Annotated in this window: 16 protein-coding genes and 1 pseudogene; 7 read left to right on the top strand and 10 right to left on the bottom strand. The window is 63.8% G+C overall.

Annotation, left to right across the window (positions count from 1 at the left end; genetic code table 11):
* Nucleotides 1–223: 223 nt before the first annotated feature.
* The gene (locus P5W99_RS16395) at nt 224–583 is read right to left on the bottom strand and encodes a DUF3564 domain-containing protein (RefSeq protein WP_421026233.1); all 360 of its coding nucleotides are present in this window, start codon (nt 581–583) and stop codon (nt 224–226) included.
* Between the two features lie 340 nt (nt 584–923).
* On the opposite strand from P5W99_RS16395, the gene P5W99_RS16390 reads away from it, so the two are divergent.
* The 3 genes from P5W99_RS16390 (at nt 924) to P5W99_RS16380 (ending at nt 3,420) form a co-directional block, all read left to right on the top strand.
* On the top strand, nt 924–1,346 hold the full coding sequence (locus tag P5W99_RS16390) for a rubrerythrin family protein (protein WP_421026232.1): 423 nt from the start codon (nt 924–926) through the stop codon (nt 1,344–1,346).
* Between the two features lie 130 nt (nt 1,347–1,476).
* Nucleotides 1,477–2,826, top strand: coding sequence for a heterodisulfide reductase-related iron-sulfur binding cluster (locus P5W99_RS16385; RefSeq protein WP_421026231.1), 1,350 nt, complete (start codon nt 1,477–1,479; stop codon nt 2,824–2,826).
* Between the two features lie 12 nt (nt 2,827–2,838).
* Nucleotides 2,839–3,420 carry a DUF3501 family protein gene (locus tag P5W99_RS16380; RefSeq protein ID WP_421026230.1) on the top strand — a complete coding sequence of 194 codons (582 nt, stop codon included), beginning with the start codon at nt 2,839–2,841 and terminating at the stop codon, nt 3,418–3,420.
* Between the two features lie 30 nt (nt 3,421–3,450).
* On the opposite strand, the gene P5W99_RS16375 is transcribed toward P5W99_RS16380, so the two are convergent.
* Nucleotides 3,451–3,912 carry a GNAT family N-acetyltransferase gene (locus P5W99_RS16375; protein ID WP_421026229.1) on the bottom strand — a complete coding sequence of 154 codons (462 nt, stop codon included), beginning with the start codon at nt 3,910–3,912 and terminating at the stop codon, nt 3,451–3,453.
* Nucleotides 3,913–4,011: 99 nt separating this feature from the next.
* Between P5W99_RS16375 and P5W99_RS16370 the strand changes: the two genes are divergently transcribed.
* The 4 genes and pseudogenes from P5W99_RS16370 (at nt 4,012) to P5W99_RS16355 (ending at nt 9,837) form a co-directional block, all read left to right on the top strand.
* A complete protein-coding gene (locus P5W99_RS16370) occupies nt 4,012–5,553 on the top strand; it encodes a PLP-dependent aminotransferase family protein (RefSeq protein WP_434663832.1) in 1,542 nt (513 codons plus the stop codon).
* A gap of 592 nt (nt 5,554–6,145) precedes the next feature.
* Nucleotides 6,146–8,228: pseudogene (locus P5W99_RS16365) on the top strand (T6SS effector phospholipase Tle3 domain-containing protein).
* Nucleotides 8,225–9,697, top strand: a complete 1,473-nt coding sequence (locus tag P5W99_RS16360) for a virulence factor (RefSeq protein ID WP_434663829.1) — start codon at nt 8,225–8,227, stop codon at nt 9,695–9,697. Before P5W99_RS16365 ends, P5W99_RS16360 begins: the two are co-directional and overlap by 4 nt.
* A gap of 17 nt (nt 9,698–9,714) precedes the next feature.
* Nucleotides 9,715–9,837 carry a hypothetical protein gene (locus P5W99_RS16355; RefSeq protein WP_421026226.1) on the top strand — a complete coding sequence of 41 codons (123 nt, stop codon included), beginning with the start codon at nt 9,715–9,717 and terminating at the stop codon, nt 9,835–9,837.
* Between the two features lie 108 nt (nt 9,838–9,945).
* On the opposite strand, the gene P5W99_RS16350 is transcribed toward P5W99_RS16355, so the two are convergent.
* The 8 genes from P5W99_RS16350 to P5W99_RS16315 all read right to left on the bottom strand — a co-directional run bounded on the left by P5W99_RS16350 (nt 9,946) and on the right by P5W99_RS16315 (nt 20,311).
* Complete coding sequence (locus tag P5W99_RS16350; RefSeq protein ID WP_434663826.1) at nt 9,946–11,250, bottom strand: NAD(P)/FAD-dependent oxidoreductase; 1,305 nt, start codon at nt 11,248–11,250, stop codon at nt 9,946–9,948.
* A complete protein-coding gene (locus P5W99_RS16345; RefSeq protein ID WP_421026224.1) occupies nt 11,250–12,542 on the bottom strand; it encodes an NAD(P)/FAD-dependent oxidoreductase in 1,293 nt (430 codons plus the stop codon). Before P5W99_RS16345 ends, P5W99_RS16350 begins: the two co-directional genes overlap by 1 nt.
* Before the next feature lie 56 nt (nt 12,543–12,598).
* Nucleotides 12,599–14,215 carry a DUF3138 family protein gene (locus P5W99_RS16340; protein WP_421026223.1) on the bottom strand — a complete coding sequence of 539 codons (1,617 nt, stop codon included), beginning with the start codon at nt 14,213–14,215 and terminating at the stop codon, nt 12,599–12,601.
* Nucleotides 14,216–14,324: 109 nt separating this feature from the next.
* Entirely contained in the window at nt 14,325–15,245 is a 921-nt protein-coding gene (locus tag P5W99_RS16335) for an ABC transporter permease subunit (RefSeq protein WP_421026222.1), read from the bottom strand.
* On the bottom strand, nt 15,242–16,195 hold the full coding sequence (locus tag P5W99_RS16330; protein WP_421026221.1) for an ABC transporter permease subunit: 954 nt from the start codon (nt 16,193–16,195) through the stop codon (nt 15,242–15,244). Before P5W99_RS16330 ends, P5W99_RS16335 begins: the two co-directional genes overlap by 4 nt.
* Before the next feature lie 13 nt (nt 16,196–16,208).
* Nucleotides 16,209–17,360: an ABC transporter ATP-binding protein gene (locus P5W99_RS16325; RefSeq protein ID WP_434663822.1), complete on the bottom strand. Its 1,152-nt coding sequence runs from the start codon at nt 17,358–17,360 to the stop codon at nt 16,209–16,211.
* Between the two features lie 298 nt (nt 17,361–17,658).
* A complete protein-coding gene (locus P5W99_RS16320; protein WP_421026219.1) occupies nt 17,659–18,780 on the bottom strand; it encodes a polyamine ABC transporter substrate-binding protein in 1,122 nt (373 codons plus the stop codon).
* A gap of 79 nt (nt 18,781–18,859) precedes the next feature.
* Nucleotides 18,860–20,311 (bottom strand): aspartate aminotransferase family protein, encoded by a 1,452-nt coding sequence (locus P5W99_RS16315; protein WP_421026218.1) that lies wholly within the window; start codon nt 20,309–20,311, stop codon nt 18,860–18,862.

Below are 20,311 nucleotides of genomic sequence, written 5' to 3'. Positions count from 1 at the left end.
AGTCGGGGATGGCCCGCGAACGCGTTAGCCGTGCGCGCATCGTGCGCGCGCCGTCGCGCTCGTGAAAGGACCTGTAAGGGCGTGAGAGTATAGCGGGCGAGACTGGGCGCGGCCAACTCGAGCTCAGGTGCGCGCGCAGCAAAACAATGCGGCGCCGCCAGAAAGGCGACGCCGCAAGACAGGGGAACAGGAAGGGTGAAACGCGCGGGCTACGCGCGATGCATCAGTCCGCGAACAGGGCGTTTTCGGCGTGGACCATCTGGCGGTCCACGGCCTGCAGTCGCCATTGGCCTTCCATGTGCGCGTGCGAGGTTTCGCATGACCACGTGGCGTCGCCGTGGGCTGAACTGATCTCCTGGCGGCGGTTTACATGCAGGCCGCGCAGGGTGCAGAGCGGGGAATCGTCGAGCGGCGCGCATAGCGCCGTCACACCGTCTGCATCGCGCATCTCTCCCCATGCGGGAAGGTCGATGCCTTCGTGCGACTCGCGCGACCAGCGTTGCTGGTCGGTGTCGAGCCAGAGCACGGCAAAGTCGTGGTTCACAGTCGGGTCCGGACCGTTGATCAAAATAGTCAATCGCATGTGAGCTCCGAAATGGCTTCGAAAGGGCGCGCGGGCGGGCGCGCGAATCTGGCCGAAACCTAAGTCTAGGTCGGAAGATTCGGTGTTCAAGGCGTTTATTCAAATATTGGGATAGATCGGTCGCACAGGCCCGCCGCATAAGGGTGTCCAGCGTGTGCGGCAAGGCGTCGCCGGGCCAAAGGCCGTCCGGCTATCGGCGGGATTGAAAATCACAATTGGGAACACAAACGACATTTCCTAGATTGATAGAGCGGCGTAGACCGCGCTCATGCCCTGCTGCACCGCACGAAGATGCGCAGCGCCGCGTCCCCCCGAATCCGGAAGATTGAAGGAGGCATAGATGGCACAGCTCAAAGGCTCGAAGACGGAACAAAACCTCAAGGACGCCTTCGCGGGCGAATCGCAGGCGAATCGCCGCTACCTCTATTTCGCGGCCAAGGCCGATGTGGAAGGCCAGAACGACGTTGCCGCGCTGTTCCGCTCGACCGCCGAAGGCGAAACCGGCCACGCGCACGGCCACCTCGAGTATCTGGAAGCCGTAGGCGATCCGGCGACCGGCCTGCCGTTCGGCAGTTCGCGTCTGAATCTGCAGTCGGCGATCGCGGGCGAAACGCACGAATACACCGATATGTACCCCGGCATGGCCAAGGTCGCGCGCGACGAAGGCTTCGACGAAATCGCCAACTGGTTCGAGACGCTCGCCAAGGCGGAGCGCAGCCACGCGAACCGCTATACGAAGGCGCTGGAAGCGCTGGCCGACTAGGGCCGCGGTCAGGGCAAGGCGCCATTGCGCGCGCGAGGCTCGCCCGCGCGCGCTGCATCTCGTGCGTTTCTCGTGCGCCCGCGCGAACGCACCCTGATAACCAAAAGAAACAACTAGAACTGGAGACGTCATGCCCCACAAGGAAGGCAGTCTCGAAGCGCCGACCCGCCACCCGCTCGACTGGCGATCCGACGCGTTCTACGACCAGGCGCAGCTCGACACCGAGCTCGCGCGCGTGTTCGATATCTGCGCGGGTTGCAGGCGCTGCGTTTCGCTCTGCGGCGCGTTCCCGGCGCTGTTCGATCTCGTCGACGAAACCGACACCGGCGAAGCCGAAGACGTCGACAAGACGCAGTTTTCGAAAGTGGTCGATCAGTGCTATCTGTGCGACCTCTGCTACATGACGAAGTGTCCGTATGTGCCGCCGCATCCGTGGAACGTGGATTTCCCGCATCTGATGCTGCGCGCGAAGGCGATTCATTACCGCAACGGCGAGGTGCAGCTGCGCGACCGCGTGCTCTCGAACACCGACGCGCTCGGCCATCTCGCGGGCATTCCGGTGGTCACGCAAACCGTCAACGCGGTCAACGGCACGAAGGCGATGCGCGCGGTGATGGAAGACGCGCTGGGCGTGGACCGCCACGCGTGGCTGCCGTCGTTTGCCGCGCGCAAGTTCCGCAGCGCAGCAAGCAAGGCCACGGCGAGCGAGGTGCGCGACGGCGAGCGCACGCCGGGAAAGGTCGCGATCTACGCGACCTGCTACGTGAACTTCAACGAGCCGGGCATCGGCCACGACCTGCTGGCGGTGCTCGATCACAACGCCATCCCCTACGTGCTGGTGAAGAGCGAGGCGTGCTGCGGGATGCCGCTGCTCGAACAGGGCAACCTCGAAGGCGTGGCGAAGAAGCAGGCCGAAAACATGCCGGTGCTCGCGCAGTACGCGCGCGAAGGCTATGCGCTGCTGGGCGCGGTGCCGAGCTGCGTGCTGATGTACAAGCACGAACTGCCGCTGATGTTCCCCGACGACGCCGACACGCGCGCCGTGAGCGAAGCGTTCTGGGACCCGTTCGAGTACTTCGTGGCGCGCAACCGCGACGGCTTGCTGAAAACCGATTTCCGCACGCCGCTCGGCAACGTCTCGTATCACGTGCCTTGCCACGCGCGCGTGCAAAACATCGGCCGCAAGACCTCCGACCTGCTCTCGCTCGTGCCCGAAACCAAAGTCAACGTGGTCGAGCGCTGCTCGGGCCATGCGGGCACATTTGGCGTGAAGAGGGAATTTCACGCGATGGCGATGAAGATCGGCACGCCCGTGTTCAAGCAGATGGCGCAGGGCGAGCCCGATTTCATCTCCTCGGATTGCCAGCTCGCGGGGCATCACATCGCGCAGGGCATCGACGAGAACAAGCTCGGCAACGCCCAGGGCGGCCCGCCGCTCGCGCATCCGCTCACGCTGCTGCGCCGTGCCTATGGAATTTGATGAGGAAACCTGATGACGATCGCAAGAAATTCGCTGCTCTCGCTCGAAGCCTATGCGAAGCAGCGCAGCGAGATGCGCAACCGCATCATCGAGCACAAGAAGCGCCGCGCCGTGGCGCTGGGCAATCACCTGACCTTTCTCTTCGAAGACGAAGCGACGATCCGCTACCAGATCCAGGAGATGCTGCACATTGAAAAGATCTTCGAGGAAGACGGCATTCAGGGCGAGCTCGATGCCTATCTGCCGCTGGTGCCAGACGGCAGCAACCTCAAGGCCACGATGCAGATCGAGTACGAGAACGAGATCGAACGACGCGCGGCGCTGGCGCGGCTTATCGGCATTGAAGATCGCGTTTTTCTGCAGGTGGAGGGCGAGTCGCCCGTCTACGCCATCGCCGACGAAGACCTCGAGCGCGACAATGCCGAGAAGACCTCGGCGGTGCACTTCGTACGCTTCGAATTCACGCCGCAAATGAAGAAGCGCCTGCGCGACGGCGCGGCGCTCATGATCGGCTGCGATCATCCGAACTATCGCGTGCCCGACCAGATCATCGACTGCGACGTGCGCGACGCGCTCCTGAAGGATCTCGATTGAGGCTTCGAAGCCCTTCGCGCTTCATGCGCCTCACACGTTCTTGCGGTACATGACGAAGCCCGGCTTGTCGGCCACGCCGTCGTAAAGGCGCATGGCCGTGTGATTCGTCTCGTGCGTGTGCCAGTAGACGCGCGCCGAGTTCGAGGCCTTCGCGTGCGCATACACCGCTTCGATCAGCGCGCGTCCCACGCCCTTGCCGCGTGCGTCCTCGCGCGTGAACAGATCCTGCAAATAGCAGATCGGGCCATCGAGCGTGGTGTTGCGGTGGTAGATGAAGTGTACGAGACCCACCACGCGTTCGCCTTGCAGCGCGATGAACGCGTGGATGGGCTCGTAGCCGTCGAAGAAGCGCGTCCAGGTGGTCTGCGTGATCGCCTCGGGCAGCGCGGTCGGGCCTGAGCGGCCATAGAAGTGGTTATAGCCGTCCCAGAGCGGGCGCCATGCGTCGTAGTCGGCGGGCGTGACTTCGCGTACGTGGATCGTCGGACTCAAATTCGTTCTCCTTGGGGTGGGGGGGCCGCAGCATCAGCGTATGCGATTTGTGGCACCATTGTTGGTCCCACTCAAGCCACAAAACATGGAGCCACGAGATTGGACTACGCGCTGATGATGGCCGCTTACGAGCGCCGTGCGCGCGCGAGCGCTTCACGACGCCTCACGCAACAAGACCTGCTCTACGAGAGCTTGCGCCGCGCGATTCTCGACGGCGACATCGTGTGCGGCACGCGCCTCGCTTCCAGCCGCACGCTGGCCGAGGAGCTGGGCATCGCCCGCAACTCGGTGCTCTATGCATATGAGCGGCTGGTGGAGGAAGGCTTCATCACGGCCACGCGCCATGGCTCCATCGTCAACGGCGTGAAGCCCGGCATTGCGCCGTCTGCCACGCGTGTGCCGCCGCACGACGCCGCCGCCGCGCCGCTGCTGTCGCGCCGCGTGCGCGAGTTGCCGCCGCGCCGGGCATCGGGCGACGGCGTGACGGCGTTGCGGCCCGGCACGCCCGCGCTCGACGCGTTTCCGCTTGCGCAGTGGCGCACGAGCGTCGAGCGCGCGATGCGCGAGGTGGACCCGGGCGAACTGGGCTACGGCGACAGCGCGGGCCTGCCGGTGCTGCGCCATGCCATCGCGCAATACGTGCGCGTGTCGCGCGGCGTGCGCTGCCAGCCCGAGCAGGTGTTCATCACGGACGGCACGCAAACGAGCCTCGCGCTGTGCGCGCGTTTGTTCGCCGACGAAGGCGAGCGCGTGTGGATCGAAAATCCGGGCTATCTGGGCGCGCGCGTGGCGATGGTGGCGGCCGGGCTCACACTCGTGCCGGTGCCGGTGGACGCCGCGGGCATGGCCGCGCGCGACGAGGACTGGCGCGCCGCGCCGCCGCGTCTCGTGTATCTCACGCCCTCGCATCAATATCCGCTCGGCTGTGTGTTGAGCGTCGAACGGCGTCTCGCGCTGATCGAGCAGGCGCGCGCGTGTGGAGCGTGGATCATCGAAGACGACTACGACAGCGAGCTGCGCCACGATGGCCCGCCGCTGCCGTCGATTCAGGGCCTCGCGGACGACACGCCCGTGATCTACCTGGGCACCTTCAGCAAGACGCTTTTTCCGGCGCTGCGCCTCGGCTTCATGATCGTGCCGCGCCAGGTCGTGGCGCAGGTCGCGGCGGCGCATCGCACGCTCATGCGCCAGGGCCGCGTGGCCGAGCAGGCGGCGCTTGCGGACTTCATCGAAAGCGGCCGCTACGCGCGGCATCTGCGCCGCATGCGCAAGCTCTACGAGACGCGCCGCGACGGCCTTGTGGCCGCAATCGAAAAACATCTCGCGGGCCTCATGACGGTGTCCGCCGATGCGGGCGGCATGCACCTGAGCGTGCGCCTGGATGCGCCGCTCGCCGACGTGGCCGTGAGCGAGGCGGCGCGTGCGCATGGTCTCGCGCTTTCGCCGCTCAGCGCGTTTTGCCTCGATGGCGAGGAGGGGCGCGACGCGGTCCGCTATAACGGCTTCCTGCTCGGCTATGCGGAGGCCACGCCCGAGGCATCGGACGCGCTCATGGCGGCGCTGGCGGGGGTGTTGGAGGAGATGCTTTCAACGGTGATGCCCTGGATGCGTGTTCACGCTATTCGATCTCATCGAGCGTGAGTCGTGTGGTATCGGCGCGAATCGCCTGGATAGTCCGCATCATCTGCAGCGGTGATCGGCAACGTAAAGGATTGCATTTAGCACCTGCAGGTTTTTCAGGCTGACATTGCCGCACCGTTCTGCATGGCGATGCCTGATCTGCCGATACGACTTGAATGCGTGCTGGATTTCAGCATCGGATGCCGTGTGGGTCGTGCGCCATGTCAATAACAGTTAGTGTCTAATGATGTAGTATTTTTAGATGAGACTTTGAATATCAGAATTTCATTTTATAACTCAATTTCAATCCTGCTTGATAGCGAAATTGCTCCATGACATTTCGCGATTGTCCGCCTGAATAATCCTGTTTTAAATCCTGCGTCGTGCAAGCGCGCCATCTGGATTGATTGATTCTTCACTACTGCATTTCACGAATTCATTTCAATCACTTGGTAGTGCATATAATCAAGAAAATCGTTTCAATATGACCGACCCACTCCTGAATCCCGACACCCCATCGCCAGATGCCGCGCAATCCGGTACGGCTTCAGCATCGAACTTATCCGCGCAAAGCTTGCCGCCGCGCATTATCGTTGGCTCGGGGTAAGGCCCGCTGGTCTTCGATCTCACGAGCGAACTGATCTGCGTGAAGCAACAGCCGCTGCACGGCGTCGTCATCTTCGTGCATGGCGTGAACTCCGAGGGCGAGTGGTTCGAAGGCGCCGAGCAGGGGCTGTGTGAGGGGTTGAACCGCCGGCTCGCCCGGCTGGACGACCAGATGAAGCACAAGGGTGTCGTCGGCGGTCAACTCTCACCCGTCGCGTATACCGAAAGCCTGACGCCGGAAGGTTTTCTCAATCCCAAACTGTGGGCTAAAACCTACATCAAACCCGACCCATCGTTCTCGCCTGTCATTCATTTCCGTTGGGGCTACAAGGCCAACCCGGAAGAACTGAAAGAGTATGGCGACAAGATCTTCCTGAACGAGCAGGACTACTGGGGCGGTGGCCCGTTCGTCAACGGCTGTTCCAGCCTGCCTGACCTGTGGAGCGAGGGCCTCGACGACCGCATTTTCGGGTTTCTTTCCGTGCAGGCCATGAATCCGACGCCGCGCGCCATATACCGCACCCCGCCGCGCACCTACGGCGTGCTCGCGGCGCTGCGGCTCGCGCGGCTCGCGCGGCTCGTGCAGTCGATCCGGAAGATGCAGGCCAATGTGCCGATCACGATCGTCTGCCACAGTAAGCGTCGCGAACACCGGCACAGGTCTCGAAAGCTGGTCGCAACGTGAAATGCGCGACGCCCAGAAACGCAACGGCCGGCAGACCTACGAGGCGCGCACCGGAACGCTGCGGGCCTTCCTCGACATCATGCGTGCGCGCACCGCCTTCGAAATGCCGCCCGACAAGGTCGATGAGGACATGGCCAACACGCGCACGTCGGAGTCGGGCGGCAAACCGTACACGGCCGCCGCCGACCGCGCTGCCCACGGACTGAATGGCTACACCTATGGCCGGGTCACGCTGTATTGCTGCCCGCATGACCAGGTGATTTCGGCCTCCACGGTTCAGGGCATCGGCTGGCGCGGACTGGGGCGCGTGAGCAACAAATACAACAAGGATATCGACCCGCACAAGGCCATGCCCAATGACGAACTGGCTGATATCGGCGCACAGGGGGTGTTGACCCAGCGCGTATTCGCAAGCGGCTTCGAAGTAGGCAAGCACGCCGAGTATCACTACTGGGAAAACGACTGGCGCCACACCGGCGCGAAGACGTCGGGGTTCTGGTTCCCGGCTTCACCGACGGCGAAATATGGCATCAAACGCGCATGGAGCGCCAACGAGAACTACGTGGCGAAGCTCGCCACCACCGCAACCGCGCCACTGCTTTACATCGTGACGCTGGCGACGTCGGCCTTCAACCTGCTGCCGGTCAACGCCGATCCGCCGAAGGGCTGGATGGTCACGGCCGATGCGCCGCCGCTCGACGAGACGTTTGCGCCACGGGCGCTTCGGTACGGCAAGCCGGTCCACGTCAGCGATGGCGACGCCCAAAGCAATTTCAACGAGGATAACGATCCGCCCGCAGCGGCCCGCAATGCGAACAAGCTGGACAGGAACGCTGACGATCCCTACGACAACTACAAGACCGTGCAGGCCGATCAGAAGGCGGCTGGCAACGTCAGCAGCGAGGCGTCGCAGCGCTACGAGGACCACGCGATCCTGCGCATGCGCGTGCGCGCCGATCGCAATTCAGCGTGGATCGACGGCGACGGCAACGTGATCGGCGAGGACGGCAAGAGCGCCTTGCCCGAGGGCTACGCGGAGTGGCGCAACGAGCAGGTCACGCAAATCCTGGACGACAGCCGGAACAACAACCCGACCAACCACTCGACCATCATGACGAACCCGATGCATGCGAGGAAGGCGCTTGCATATGACATGGCAGTCGGGTTGTGCTACCTGTCGCCCGAGCAGATGACCGACTTGCGACGCGAAGCGGACTGGCGGTTTGGGAAGGGGATGGATGATGCCAATCTAAACAAGAAGTACTGGGAGTATTTCTACAAAGGCGTTATGGGTGGTGACTCGCTGACTCAATGGCTCGCGAATGACGAAGAGGGGCGTATGCCGGAGAAGATCATCGACGAACGCGAGGGCCAGTTCTATCTGAATCTCGGAGCCCTGGTATGAGCGCGCTGATTTCGACGTGGCAGCGCCGGCTGGTTCTCGCCGCGCTGGTGATGATTCTGGGTGCCGTCATCATGTTCGTATGGAGTATCGAATCCGGCAACCCGCCGGCCTCAGCATTGACTACAGGAGAATGGATGAAACGACTGGTTGCAATCCCCATCTTGATGGCCTTTACGATGTTTGCCTTCACGACGTCCGCCATGATGCCTATGCCCGCCCGGGCGGCCACGCCCAGCGCTGATGCGGCGCCGGCGGCTTCCGCGAAACCCTTAATGGCGCAGGTCATGGGGATCGAATGGCTGAATCCGCTGCAGCGTCGCGACTATCCGACCGAGTGGCAGTTGCTGTGGGCACTGAAGCTGGTCGGGGCGAACAGGAACGACGACATGGTGCGGACCGATCCGAAGTCATTCACCACGCTGCAGTCGGTAGCCGGAGTTGCCTACGGCAATCGCGGCACGGAAACTTTCAAAGGCTACTACCACAAATATGTGGACGAGTTGCTTGGGAAGTTTGGCACCCGCTACGTGATGCACGCGAAGTACTTCTACACGGTCAAACCCGACAACAGGAAGGACTGGCGGGAACTGGCGGGAATTCACGTCGAGTTCGCCATTCCCGATCGCCTGGATCCCGTCGAAGCGCAGACTTACTTGCGCAAAAGCGTCATCGGCATGTTCAACATCGGGAACAAATCCTTCCCCAGCCTCTGGAGCCGCGACACGCCCCCCGACGTGCGCGTAACCCCCGGCGGCGCCAACGCCGGCTTCACCTCATTGAACAACGCGCTGGACTACCTCGAGGCGAACCCCGACAAAAGCGTCTGGGTGATGAACTGGGACGCGCCAAGCTTTCCGCCGAAAGACGCCCAGACCAACGAAAACATGGTGCTGCTGTTCCTCGCGGGCCCGCAGATGAAGACCGAACGCGCGCCGCTGGCCTGGATCGGCCGCGCAGCCACCGGAAACGTTCAGGATTTCGAAAAGAAGGTCGGCACGACGCGCGCGGTCGAGGCATGGAAAGCAACCATCGCCACAGCCGCGCACAACGCGAACGTATCGGTACCCGATATCCGCTACACGATCCACGATGCGGGCAAGGGCAGCGATGCCTCCTCGTCACGCATCGGCCCGCTCGGTCGCACTCTGACCGAAACGATGCTGGAGTTCGATTTCCAAAAACAGACCTTCAACACGCCGGCGTTGCTCGGCGAAATGGGCGCGGGCACCGCGCTCACCGATGTGGCGCTGGCAATCAGCCGCGCGAACCACTTGGGCGAAACTGTACTCGTGGCTGGCACCACAGACGCGGGGCATCCCGTTGCAGTGGTCGTGACGCCGCCGCCCCAGATCGTGCCGATCGACCCCGACGCGGACTGGTTCCGCGCACGCGGCGAGAACAACGCCTATCTGCCGTGGTGGGGCCGCCGCTACGACACGAAGTATGGCCAGCAGGGCTGGTCGTGGTGAACCAGGAGACACGAATCATGAGAGGCATCATTCGCGTGAGAGACGCGACCAGCCACAGCGGCCACTTCGAAGCCGGCGGCCACAAGACCACGTGCGGCGCGATATGGATTTCCAGTCTGCTGCACTCTGGCCGCAACTGATGACGGAGGTGGCTTTTTAGGGCGGAAGAAGTTCGCCGGGATCGAGCGCGCGCAGCCGCCTGATATTTCGCGCTCGTCGAGGGTGAACTCGGATAACGTGAACACGCTCTAAAGCATCTCCATCACCCGGTGATACATCATGCCGATCTCGAGTGCGGGCCTGCGCCACGACGGTCCGCCCGGGAAGCGCGCGTGACGCACGCGCGAAAACAGATCGAACGCCGCGCGCTCGCCCGCAATCGCCTGGGCAACCACGCGCCCCGCGATGCCCGTGAGCGCCACGCCGTGCCCTGAAAAGCCTTGCACGTAGTAATAATTCGGGTCGACCGCACCGAAGTCGGGCGCGCGATTGCGCGTGACGTCCACGAAGCCGCCCCATGCGTAGTCCACGTTCACGCCTTCGAGTTGCGGGAACACGTCGGTCATGCGCCGCTTCATCGCCTCGGTGAGTTGTGCGGGCGCCGCGCCGGTGGAATCGGCGCGGCCGCCGAACAGCAGCCGGACATCGGCGGACAGGCGGAAATAGTCGAGAAAGAAGTTGTTGTCGCAAATGGCCGCGCGGCCGGGAATGAGCGCTTGCGCGCGCGCCCGCCCGAGCGGTTCAGTCGCGATGATGTACGAAGCGATGGGCGCGATGCGCGCCGCAATGGGCGCGGGCAGCACGCCGCCGGGCGCGGCGTTGCAGCACGACACCACGAAGCGGCAGCGCACCTCGCCGCGCGCGGTCCTCACGACCGGCCGCGCGCCGCGCGCCACATCGAGTGCGCGCGAGTGGGCGAACAGTCGCGCGCCTTCGTTGCGCGCCGCATCGGCGAGGCCGAGGCAGTACTTGAGCGGATGCAGATGCCCCGAGAACGGATCGTGGACACCCGCCAGATAGCTGTGCGAATTTACGCGCGCACGCGTGGCGTCGGTGTCGAGCCATTCGAGCTTGTCGTAGCCCCAGCGCGTGCGCGCGGCGTCCATCCATGCGCGCAGGTGAGGCACGCGCTTGGGCTTCGTGGCGACCGTCACATAGCCCGGCGTGAAATCGCAGTCGATGCCATGGCGCGCGATGCGCTCGCGCACCAGCGCCACGCCCTCGATGGACAGCGCCCATGCCGCGCGTATGCCCATGTCGCCAAGCTGTATTTCCAGCACCTCGTCTTTCGCAAAGCCCACCAGCGTCTGGCCGCCGTTGCGCCCCGAGGCGCCCCAGCCAGGCCGATGCGCGTCGAGCACGGCGACCGAGAGCCCGCGCGCGCGGCACTCCAGCGCCACCGAAAGTCCCGCGAAGCCTGCGCCGATCACGCAAACATCGGCGTCGATCATGCCTTCCAGCACGGGGTCGTCGTCGGCGGGGCGCGTGGCGGTGGCTTCGTAGTACGAGTCGCGGGCGAGCAGGTCCGCCTGGGCGTCGAGGTCGAGAGTCATCAGAGCAAATCCTTCATTCGATACCATGCCATCGCGAGCACGAGGGCAGGGGTTCGCAGTGTAGCGCCGCCGGGAAAGTCGCGGTGGCGGATCTTGCCGAACAGGTCGAAGCGCGCGGCCTGGCCGTGAATCGCTTCGGCAATCAGCGTGCCTGCGAGGCCCGTGGTGTTCACGCCGTGGCCGGAGAAGCCTTGCGCGAAATACACGGTAGGGGAAAGGCGGCCGAAATGCGGCGCGCGGTTCATCGTGATGTCGACGAAGCCGCCCCACGCGTAGTCGACTTTCACGTCGGCGAGTTGCGGGAAGGTTTTGAGCATGTCGGCGCGCATCGCAACGCCCAGGTTGTGCGGAGCGAGCTTCGAATAGCTGACCTTGCCGCCCCACAGGAGCCGCGTGTCGGGCGCGGGGCGGAAGTAGTCGAGCACGAAGCGGCTGTCGCACACGGCGGCCTGCGCCGGCATCAACGCCGCCATGCGTTGCGCGCCGAGCGCTTCGGTGGCGATTACGTAGGTGCCGACCGGCATGATCTTGCGCGCGAGTTGCGGCGCCAGCGCACCGAGATACGTGTTGCACGCGAGCACGACGAACTTCGCGCGCACCTGGCCCTGCGCCGTTTCGACGACGTGCCCGCCATGCTCGTCGCGAATGCGCGTGACCGCGCTGTCCTCGAAGATTTGCACGCCCGCTTCGCGCGCCGCCCGTGCGAGTCCGAGCGTGTAGTTGAGCGGATGCAGATGCCCGCTATCAGGATCGTAAAGGCCGCCGCGATAGCGCGCCGAATTCACGTACCGGCCCACGCCTTCGCCATCGACGTAACGGAACCGGTCGTAGCCGAAGCGCGTCGCGGCTTCGTCGCGCGAGCGCTTGAGGTCGTCCACGTCGCGCGGCTTGTTCGCGGCGGTGAAGTAGCCCGGCGTGAGCGCGCAATCGATCTGGTGCCGGGCCACGCGCGACTTCACGATGTCGAGCGTTTCGAGGCCCATCGCCCAGATCTGCTTGATCTCGTCTTCATTCATGAATTGCGCGAACGTGTGCAAGCCGCAGGCGAAGCCGCCGATCAGCTGGCCGCCGTTGCGTCCGCTCGCGGCCCAGCCAACCCGCGAAGCTTCGAGCAGCGCGACGCGATAGCCGCGTTCGGCAAGATTGAGCGCCGCCGAAACGCCCGTGAGACCCGCGCCGATCACGCAGACATCGGCGTCCAGCGCGCCTTGCAGCACGGGGTGGCGGGTCGTGTCATTGATGCTGGCCGCGTACCACGACGGCGCATGAGGCTGATTGGCGAATTTGAGCATAGGGGATACAAAAAAAGCGGGCGGCGGCATGCGCGCCGCCGCCCGCTGCGCACTCGTCAGAACGAGTAGATGAACTGCGCGCCCAGCAGGTCGTTGCTCTTGCTGTACGAGCCGTCGTCGCGCAGGAACACCTTCTGCGTGGCCCAGTCGTGGCGGTATTCGACCTTCACGGTGATCTGCTGCGTCGCGTAGAACAGCACGTCGAGCGCGATGTCCTGGCGCGTAGCCCCGTGGCATTCGAAGCCGTAGCCGCCGCTCGCCTTCGAGTTCGCGAGGCAGTCCGAACCGATGCCGAAGCCGTTGTACGGATCCATGCCGTTGCCGTTGAGCACGATGCCGCCGCCGCCGCCGCCGTTCTTGCCGTTGGCGAGCACGTCGTAGCGCGCGGTCACGCCCATGCGGCCCACCACCGGCGCGAAAAACTTGCGGTGCGCGAGCAGCGAGAGACCATACCACTGTGCGTTGCCGCCGTTGAACGCCGCGCGCTGCTGCTGGCCGTAGTCGATTTCGGCGTTGTACTGGATGTCCGCGAGCGTGTAGCTGGCATCGACTTCGCCGAAGAAGAAGTAGCCACCCGAGCTCGATGCCTGGCCGCCCGGACCATAGACGGTCTGGCCGGTCGTGGAGTCGATCGCGCTCGACAGCGTCTGCCGGCCGACGTTGAACGAGCCGCCGATATCGAGTGCGCTCGACCACGTGTAGTCGGCGCGCGCCGTGAAGGTCGGGATCTTGTTGCTGGTGGTGATCGGGTCGCCCAACGCGTTCGTGCCGATCTGCGTGACGGCGCCGAAGGTGCGGTACTGCTCGTTGCCGACCATGAACTTGAACGCCCACTGGCTGCCGCTCGGCGAGTAGTTCCAGCCCACGCCCACATAGCTGCCCGGATCGGAGAAGTCGTAGAGCAGGTTGTGGGTGAGGGTGAGCATCTGGTTCGACTGCTGCACCTCGTAGCCGCCGAAGCTCGACATGAGGCCCGCCACGAACGTGCCGGTGGAGGTCACCGGCACCGTGATGACCGCCGTGTTCAGGATGTTGTTGCCGATCTCGCCATGCTCGTTCTGCAGCAGCGTGATGCCGTTGCCGCGGTTGGGCATGAGCGTGATTTCGGCCGAAGGCGCCATCGGGCCGACGCCGAAGGTCTTCTTGATGTCGAGGTAGACGTCGCCGAATGTGCTGTTGAAGTAGTTGTACGAACCGGTATGGTTCGCGAACAGGAACGATGAGGTGCCCGGCGCGCGGTTGTAGATATACGTCGGGTCGATATAGCCGGTGACCGACAGACCTGCGAGCGGTCCGGTCGTGGCCGCGTCGGTGAGCGAATCCACCTTCATTTGCTGGTTCGCGATTTGCTGCTTCATCTGGTCGACCTGGTCGTTGGTCAACTGGGCAGGCTGCTTGCCATAGTCGGGCGAGGACGGATCCACAGCGGGCGCTGCGACGAGCGTGGCGCCTGCCGCGCCCGAGGACGCGCCGCCGGCCGATGCCGTGGCGGTTTTCGCCGTGCCCTGTGCGGCATGGTTCGACGCCGCGAGTTCGCTCTTGAGCGATTTCACCTCTTTTTGCAGCGCGTTGAGCTGCGCCTGCAGGGCCTTGATCTGGTCGCTAGTCGTGTCCGCGAAGGCGAGCCCTGGCAATGCCCCGGCCACCAGCAAACAGATTAACTTCTTCTTCATTGAAATTCTCCGAGTGGGTCGTTATTGCAGGCGCAGCGGCATAAAAATCCCCTGTGCCGCAGCGCGTTGCCGGCAGCACGCGCTGCCTTTGTGGACTGCGATCAGATCATCAAGCGGCTCGCCGGCCGAGCGGCGAGCCCACTGCGCCGGCCGGCGCGCCCGGTGCCGCGCTCTGGATGGCTTCAGAGGGATCGGGCTGCACGAAGGCCATTTGCATGTCGCGCATGCGCCTCTTTTCGCGTGCCGACATCATCTGGTTCACCGCGATCACGCCGATCGTCACCGCGCAGATGAAGAGCGTGGCCAGCGCGTTCATTTCCGGATTCAGGCCGAGGCGCACGCGCGAGAACACCACGAGCGGCAGCGTGGTCGAGCCGGGGCCGGAGAGGAACGCCGAGAGCACGAGGTCGTCGATCGAGAGCGTGAACGAGAGCAGCCAGCCCGAGAGCAGCGCCTGCGAGATGAGCGGCAGCGTGACCACGAAGAACACCTTGAGCGGCGTGGCGCCGAGATCGAGTGCGGCTTCCTCGAGCGACTTGTCGAGCTCCTTCACGCGCGACTGCACGACGATCGCCACATAGGACACGCACAGCATCACGTGACCGATCCACATCGTGATCACGCCACGGCCCTTCGGCCAGCCGATGAGCTGCTCCATGGCGACGAACAGCAACAGCAGCGAGATGCCCTGGATCACTTCGGGAATCACGAGCGGCGCGTTGATCATCCCGGCAAACAGGGTGAAGCCGCGAAAGCGTCCGAAGCGCGCGAGCACGAAGCCGGCCCACGTGCCGATCACGACCGAGGCGAACGCCGTCATGAGGCCGATCTTCAGCGACAGCCACGCGGCGGTGAGCAGTTCGTCGTCCTGCAGCAGCGCGGCGTACCACTTGAGCGAGAAGCCCGACCACACGGTCACGAGTTTCGACTCGTTGAACGAGTACACCACGAGGCTGATGATCGGGATATAGAGAAACAGGAATCCCAGCGCGAGAACGCCCGTGGAAAGAGTGCGATTGGGCTTGATCATTTGCTTTCCTCCAGTTCCTTGACCTGGTAGTACTGAAAGACCGCCATCGGCACGAGCAGCAGCACCACCATCGCGACGGTGACCGCCGAGGCCATCGGCCAGTCCATATTGTTGAAAAACTCATCCCACATGACGCGGCCGATCATGAGCGTGTCCGCGCCGCCGAGCAGTTCGGGAATCACGTACTCGCCCACCGCCGGAATGAACACCAGCAGGCTGCCCGCGATGATGCCGTTCTTCGAGAGCGGCAGCGTGATCTGCGTGAACGCGACCCACGGCTTCGCGCCGAGGTCGTAGGCGGCTTCGAGCAGCGTGAGGTCCATCTTCACGAGATGCGCGTAGAGCGGCATCACCATGAAGGGCAGGTACGAATAGACCATGCCGATATAGACGCCCGCATCGCTGTGATAGAGGCGCAGCGGCGAGTGAATCAGGCCGATCGCGATGAGCGCGTGATTGAGCAGGCCGTCGTCCTTGAGAATGCCGATCCATGCGTAGACGCGGATCAGGAACGAGGTCCAGAACGGCAGCATCACGGCCATCATGAGGATGTTGCGCGTGGCCGGATTCGAGCGCGCGATGTAGTAGGCAATGGGATAGCCGATCAGCAGACAGAAGAAGGTCGAGACCGCCGCCATCTTCAGCGAGCTGATATAGGTGGCGATATAGAGGCTGTCCTGCAACAGGAAGGCGTAGTGACCCAGCTGCAGTGCGAGGTGCACCATGCCGTCTTTCATCTCGGCGAGGCTCGAATACGGCGGGATGCTCATCGCCTGGTCGGCGAAGCTGATCTTGAATACCAGCACGAACGGCAGCGCGAAGAACAGCGTGAGCCACAGGAAAGGCACGCCGATCACCGTCGTGCGGCCCGAGGGCAGGACGCGCGCAAGCATGCGTCCGAGCGCGCCGCGCGAGGCGGCGCTCGACGTGGAAGACATAGGGGTACTCATCTCGGCCTCTCCCTTATTGCGTGAGCACGACGCCGCTGGCGGGCGACCACGAGACGTAGACGTCGTCGTTCCATGCCGGCGCGCCTTCGTTCATGAGCTGCGAGCTGGAGAGGTTCGAGACGATCGTTTTGCCGCCGGGCAGACGCACGTGATAGAGCGAGTAGCTGCCCATGTAGGCGACATCGGTGACCACGCCGCGCGCCCAGTTGTGCGGCGTGCCGGGCTTTTCGTGGGTGACGCGCACGCGCTCCGGACGCACGGAGATCCCCACCGGCATGCCGAGCGGCCCGGTAACGCCGTGGCTCACGTACATGCGCGTTTCGAGGTCTTCGCTTTCGACGTAGATGTGATCGGGCTCGTCTTCGACGACCTTGCCTTCGAACAGATTGGTCGAGCCGATGAACTCGGCGGAGAAGCGGCTATTGGGGAATTCGTAGACTTCGCCGGGCGCGCCGACCTGCACGATGCGGCCTTCGCTCATCACCGCGAGGCGGTTGGCCATCGTCATCGCCTCTTCCTGGTCGTGCGTGACCATCACACAGGTGACATCGACCTTCTCGATGATGTTCACGAGTTCGAGCTGGGTCTTCTGGCGGATCTTCTTGTCGAGCGCCGACATCGGCTCGTCGAGCAGCAGCAGCTTCGGCCGCTTGACGAGCGAGCGCGCGAGCGCGACGCGCTGCTGCTGGCCGCCCGAAAGCTGATGCGGCTTGCGCTTCGCGTAGCGGCCCATCTGCACGAGATTGAGCGCATCGGCCACGCGTTCGCGGATCTCATTTCTCGGCACGCCTTCCTGCTTGAGGCCGAACGCAACGTTCGATTCCACGCTCATGTGCGGAAACAGCGCGTACGACTGGAACATCATGTTGACCGGGCGGCGATACGGCGGCAGCGTCGCGAGGTCTTCGCCGTCGACGAAGATCTTGCCCGATGTGGCCGTCTCGAAGCCCGCGAGCATGCGCAGCAGCGTGGACTTGCCGCAGCCGGAGCTGCCGAGCAGCGCGAAGAGCTCGTTCTTCGCGATGTTCAGGCTCACGTTGTTGACGGCGACGCTGTCGCCGAACTTCTTGACGACGTTTTCGATGCGCACGAAAGCGTCGCGGAAGCTGGCCGCGGCTTGGGCGCGAGCGGCTTCGGAGGCGTTGACTTTGGACGTCGGATTCATGGTGTAACTGGGTTCCTTTCTGATCGCGGCACTGGCATGTCCTTGCGCGGTTTGGCGAAACGCGGGTGCGAGTTGCCCCGCGCGGGGCGCCAAAAGCGCCTCGCGGACATCAGTACTACGAACTGAGCTCGTTGGAGGCGGGGCGTGCCGGTTTCAAAAAGCAAGGCGACGCACTCAGCCGGACTTCGAAACAGCGAACATCTGGCGGCGAGGGGTCGAGCGATCCCTCTTCCGCGCGTTGTCTCCTTCCTTCTGCTTCGGTTTCCTTCAGGGGCGAATGGCTACGCTGCTCGGTCGATCAGCGGCCGGTCTTCAGCTGCGACCAGAGACGGTTTTCGAGGCGCAGGATATCGGCCGGCATCGGCTTCATCAGCGTCATCTTCTTGAGCACGTCTTCGGGCGGATAGACCGTCGGGTCCTGCGCGACACTCGCCGTCACGAACTGGCGCGCGGCCTTGTTCGCGGTCGGATAGAAAACTTCGTTGGTAATGGCCGCGTTGACCTTCGGATCTTCGATGTAGTTGATCCACTTCATCGCGTTCTCGGCGTTCGGCGCGTCCTTCGGAATCACCATTACGTCGAACCAGAGCAGGCCGCCTTCCTTCGGGTTTGAGAACTTGAGGTGATACGGGCGCTTGGCTTCCTCGGCGCGGCGGTGCGCGATGCCGACGTCGCCCGACCAGCCGACAGCCACGCAAACATCGTTGTTCACGAGGTCGTTGATGTAGCCCGACGAATTAAATTGCGTGATGTACGGGCGGACTTTCTTCAGCACTTCATAGGCGGCCTGATAGTCGGCCGGGTTCGTGCTGTTCGGGTTCTTGCCCATGTATTGCAGCGTCGCCGCGAACACGTCCACGGCCTGATCGAGGAACGACACGCCGCAGCCTTTGAGCTTCGAGAGATTGGCGGGATCGAGCACGAGCGCCCAGCTGTCCACGGGCGCGTTCGCGCCCATGGCTTTCTCGACGGCCTCCTGGTTGTAGCCGATGCCGTCCGTGCCGAAGGCCCAGGGCACGCCGTACTGATTGCCCGGATCGGCGTCGGCGATCATGTGCATGAGCACGGGATCGAGGTTCGCGAGGTTGGGGATCTTCGACTTGTCGAGCTTCTGGTACACGCCGGCCTGGATCTGCTTGGCCATGTAGTTCGAGGTGGGCACCACGATGTCGTAGCCCGAGCTGCCGGCGAGCAGCTTGGCCTGCAAGGTATCGTCGCTATCGTAGTTGTCGTACTTCACGTGAATGCCCGACTGCTTTTCGAAGTTCGGGATCGTGTCTTTCGCAATGTAGTCGGACCAGTTGTAGACATTGAGCTGATTATCGGCGGCGTGCACCGGCGCGCTCGACGTGGCCGTGAGGCCCGCGCAGGCGGCAAGCGCGGCCAGCGCGACAGCGTGACGAAGATGACTGACACTCATGTTGGTATCCCTGGAAGGTGAGGATTGGCAGGCGGCGCACGCACCCCGTCGTGCGCCGCCTGCCCTGACGTTTTCAGCGTTACGAAAGTCCCAGTTGTTGCGCGGTTGCGTCGATGGCCTTTTTCGCCTTCGACACGATTTCGTCGATCTCGGCGCGCGTGATCACGAGCGGCGGCGAGAGCAGCATGCGGTCGCCGGTGGCGCGCATGATGAGATTGCCGTTGAAGCAGAAGTCGCGGCAGATCGTGCCCACGTCGCCGCCGTTCGCGAAGCGCTTGCGTGCCTTCGGATCTTCGGCGAGCTGCAGGCCCGCGACGAGACCCGCGCCCGAGATGTCGCCGATGATCGGGTGATTGCCGAAGGTTTCGCGCAGGCGCTGCTGGAAGTACGGGCCGGTGTCCGTTTTCACGCGCTCGACGATCTTCTCGTCGCGCAGCAGTGTGAGATTCGCGACCGCTACGGCTGCCGCCACCGGATGGCCCGAGTAAGTAAGGCCGTGATTGAAGTCGCCGTTTTCGATGAGCGCCTTCGCGATGCGGTCGTGAAGGCCCACCGCGCCCATCGGCACATAGCCGCTCGTGAGGCCCTTGGCCATCGTGATCAGATCGGGCTCGAAGCCGAAGTGCTGATGCGCGAACCATTCGCCGGTGCGCCCGAAGCCGCCGATCACTTCATCGGCGCACAGCAGGATGTCGTATTTGCGGCAGATGCGCTGGATTTCCGGCCAGTAGGTCGAGGGCGGGAAGATCACGCCGCCCGCGCCCTGGAACGGCTCGCCGATGAACGCGGCCACGTTCTCCGCGCCCACTTCGAGAATCTTCGCTTCGAGCTGTTGTGCACGCGCGAGACCGAACTCCCCGGGCGTCATGTTGCCTTCGGCTTCGCCGAAGAAGTACGGCTGGTCGATGTGAACGATGTTCTCGACTTTCGAGGGCATCTGCTCGTGCATGTAGCCCATGCCGCCGAGCGTGCCGCCCGCGATGGTCGAGCCGTGATAGCCGTTCTTGCGCGAGATGACGACCTTCTTCGCGGGCAAGCCCCGCGTGAGCCAGTACTGGTGCACGATGCGCAGCACGGTGTCGTTGCCTTCCGAGCCGCTGTTGCAATAGAAGAAGTGATTGAACGGCTCGGGCGACACCTCGGCGAGCAGCGCCGAGAGCTCGATCACCGGCGGGTGCGTGGTCTTGAAGAAGGTGTTGTAGTAGGGCAGCTCCTGCAACTGCTTGTAGGCGGCATCGGCGAGCTCCTTGCGCCCGTAGCCCACGTTCACGCACCAGAGTCCGGCCATGCCGTCGATGATCTGGTTGCCTTCCGAGTCCCACAGGTACACGCCCTTCGCTTTCACGATCACGCGGCTGCCGGCCTTGTTGAGCGCGCCCATGTCGGAGAACGGATGGATGTGATGCGCGGCGTCGAGCGCGCGGTATTCGGCGGTCGAGCGCGCAGGCTGTGCCGCTTGCGTCGATTGCGCGCGCAGCGTCGTCGGCAGCTCTTGCACTGCGCTGGCGGGGGCGTCGATTCGATAGCTCAT

It is taken from the genome of Paraburkholderia sp. A3BS-1L (assembly GCF_051125215.1).
GTDB lineage: Bacteria > Pseudomonadota > Gammaproteobacteria > Burkholderiales > Burkholderiaceae > Paraburkholderia.
The sequence above is the reverse complement of the archived record's forward strand: the minus strand, read 5'-3'. Positions and strand labels throughout refer to the sequence as shown.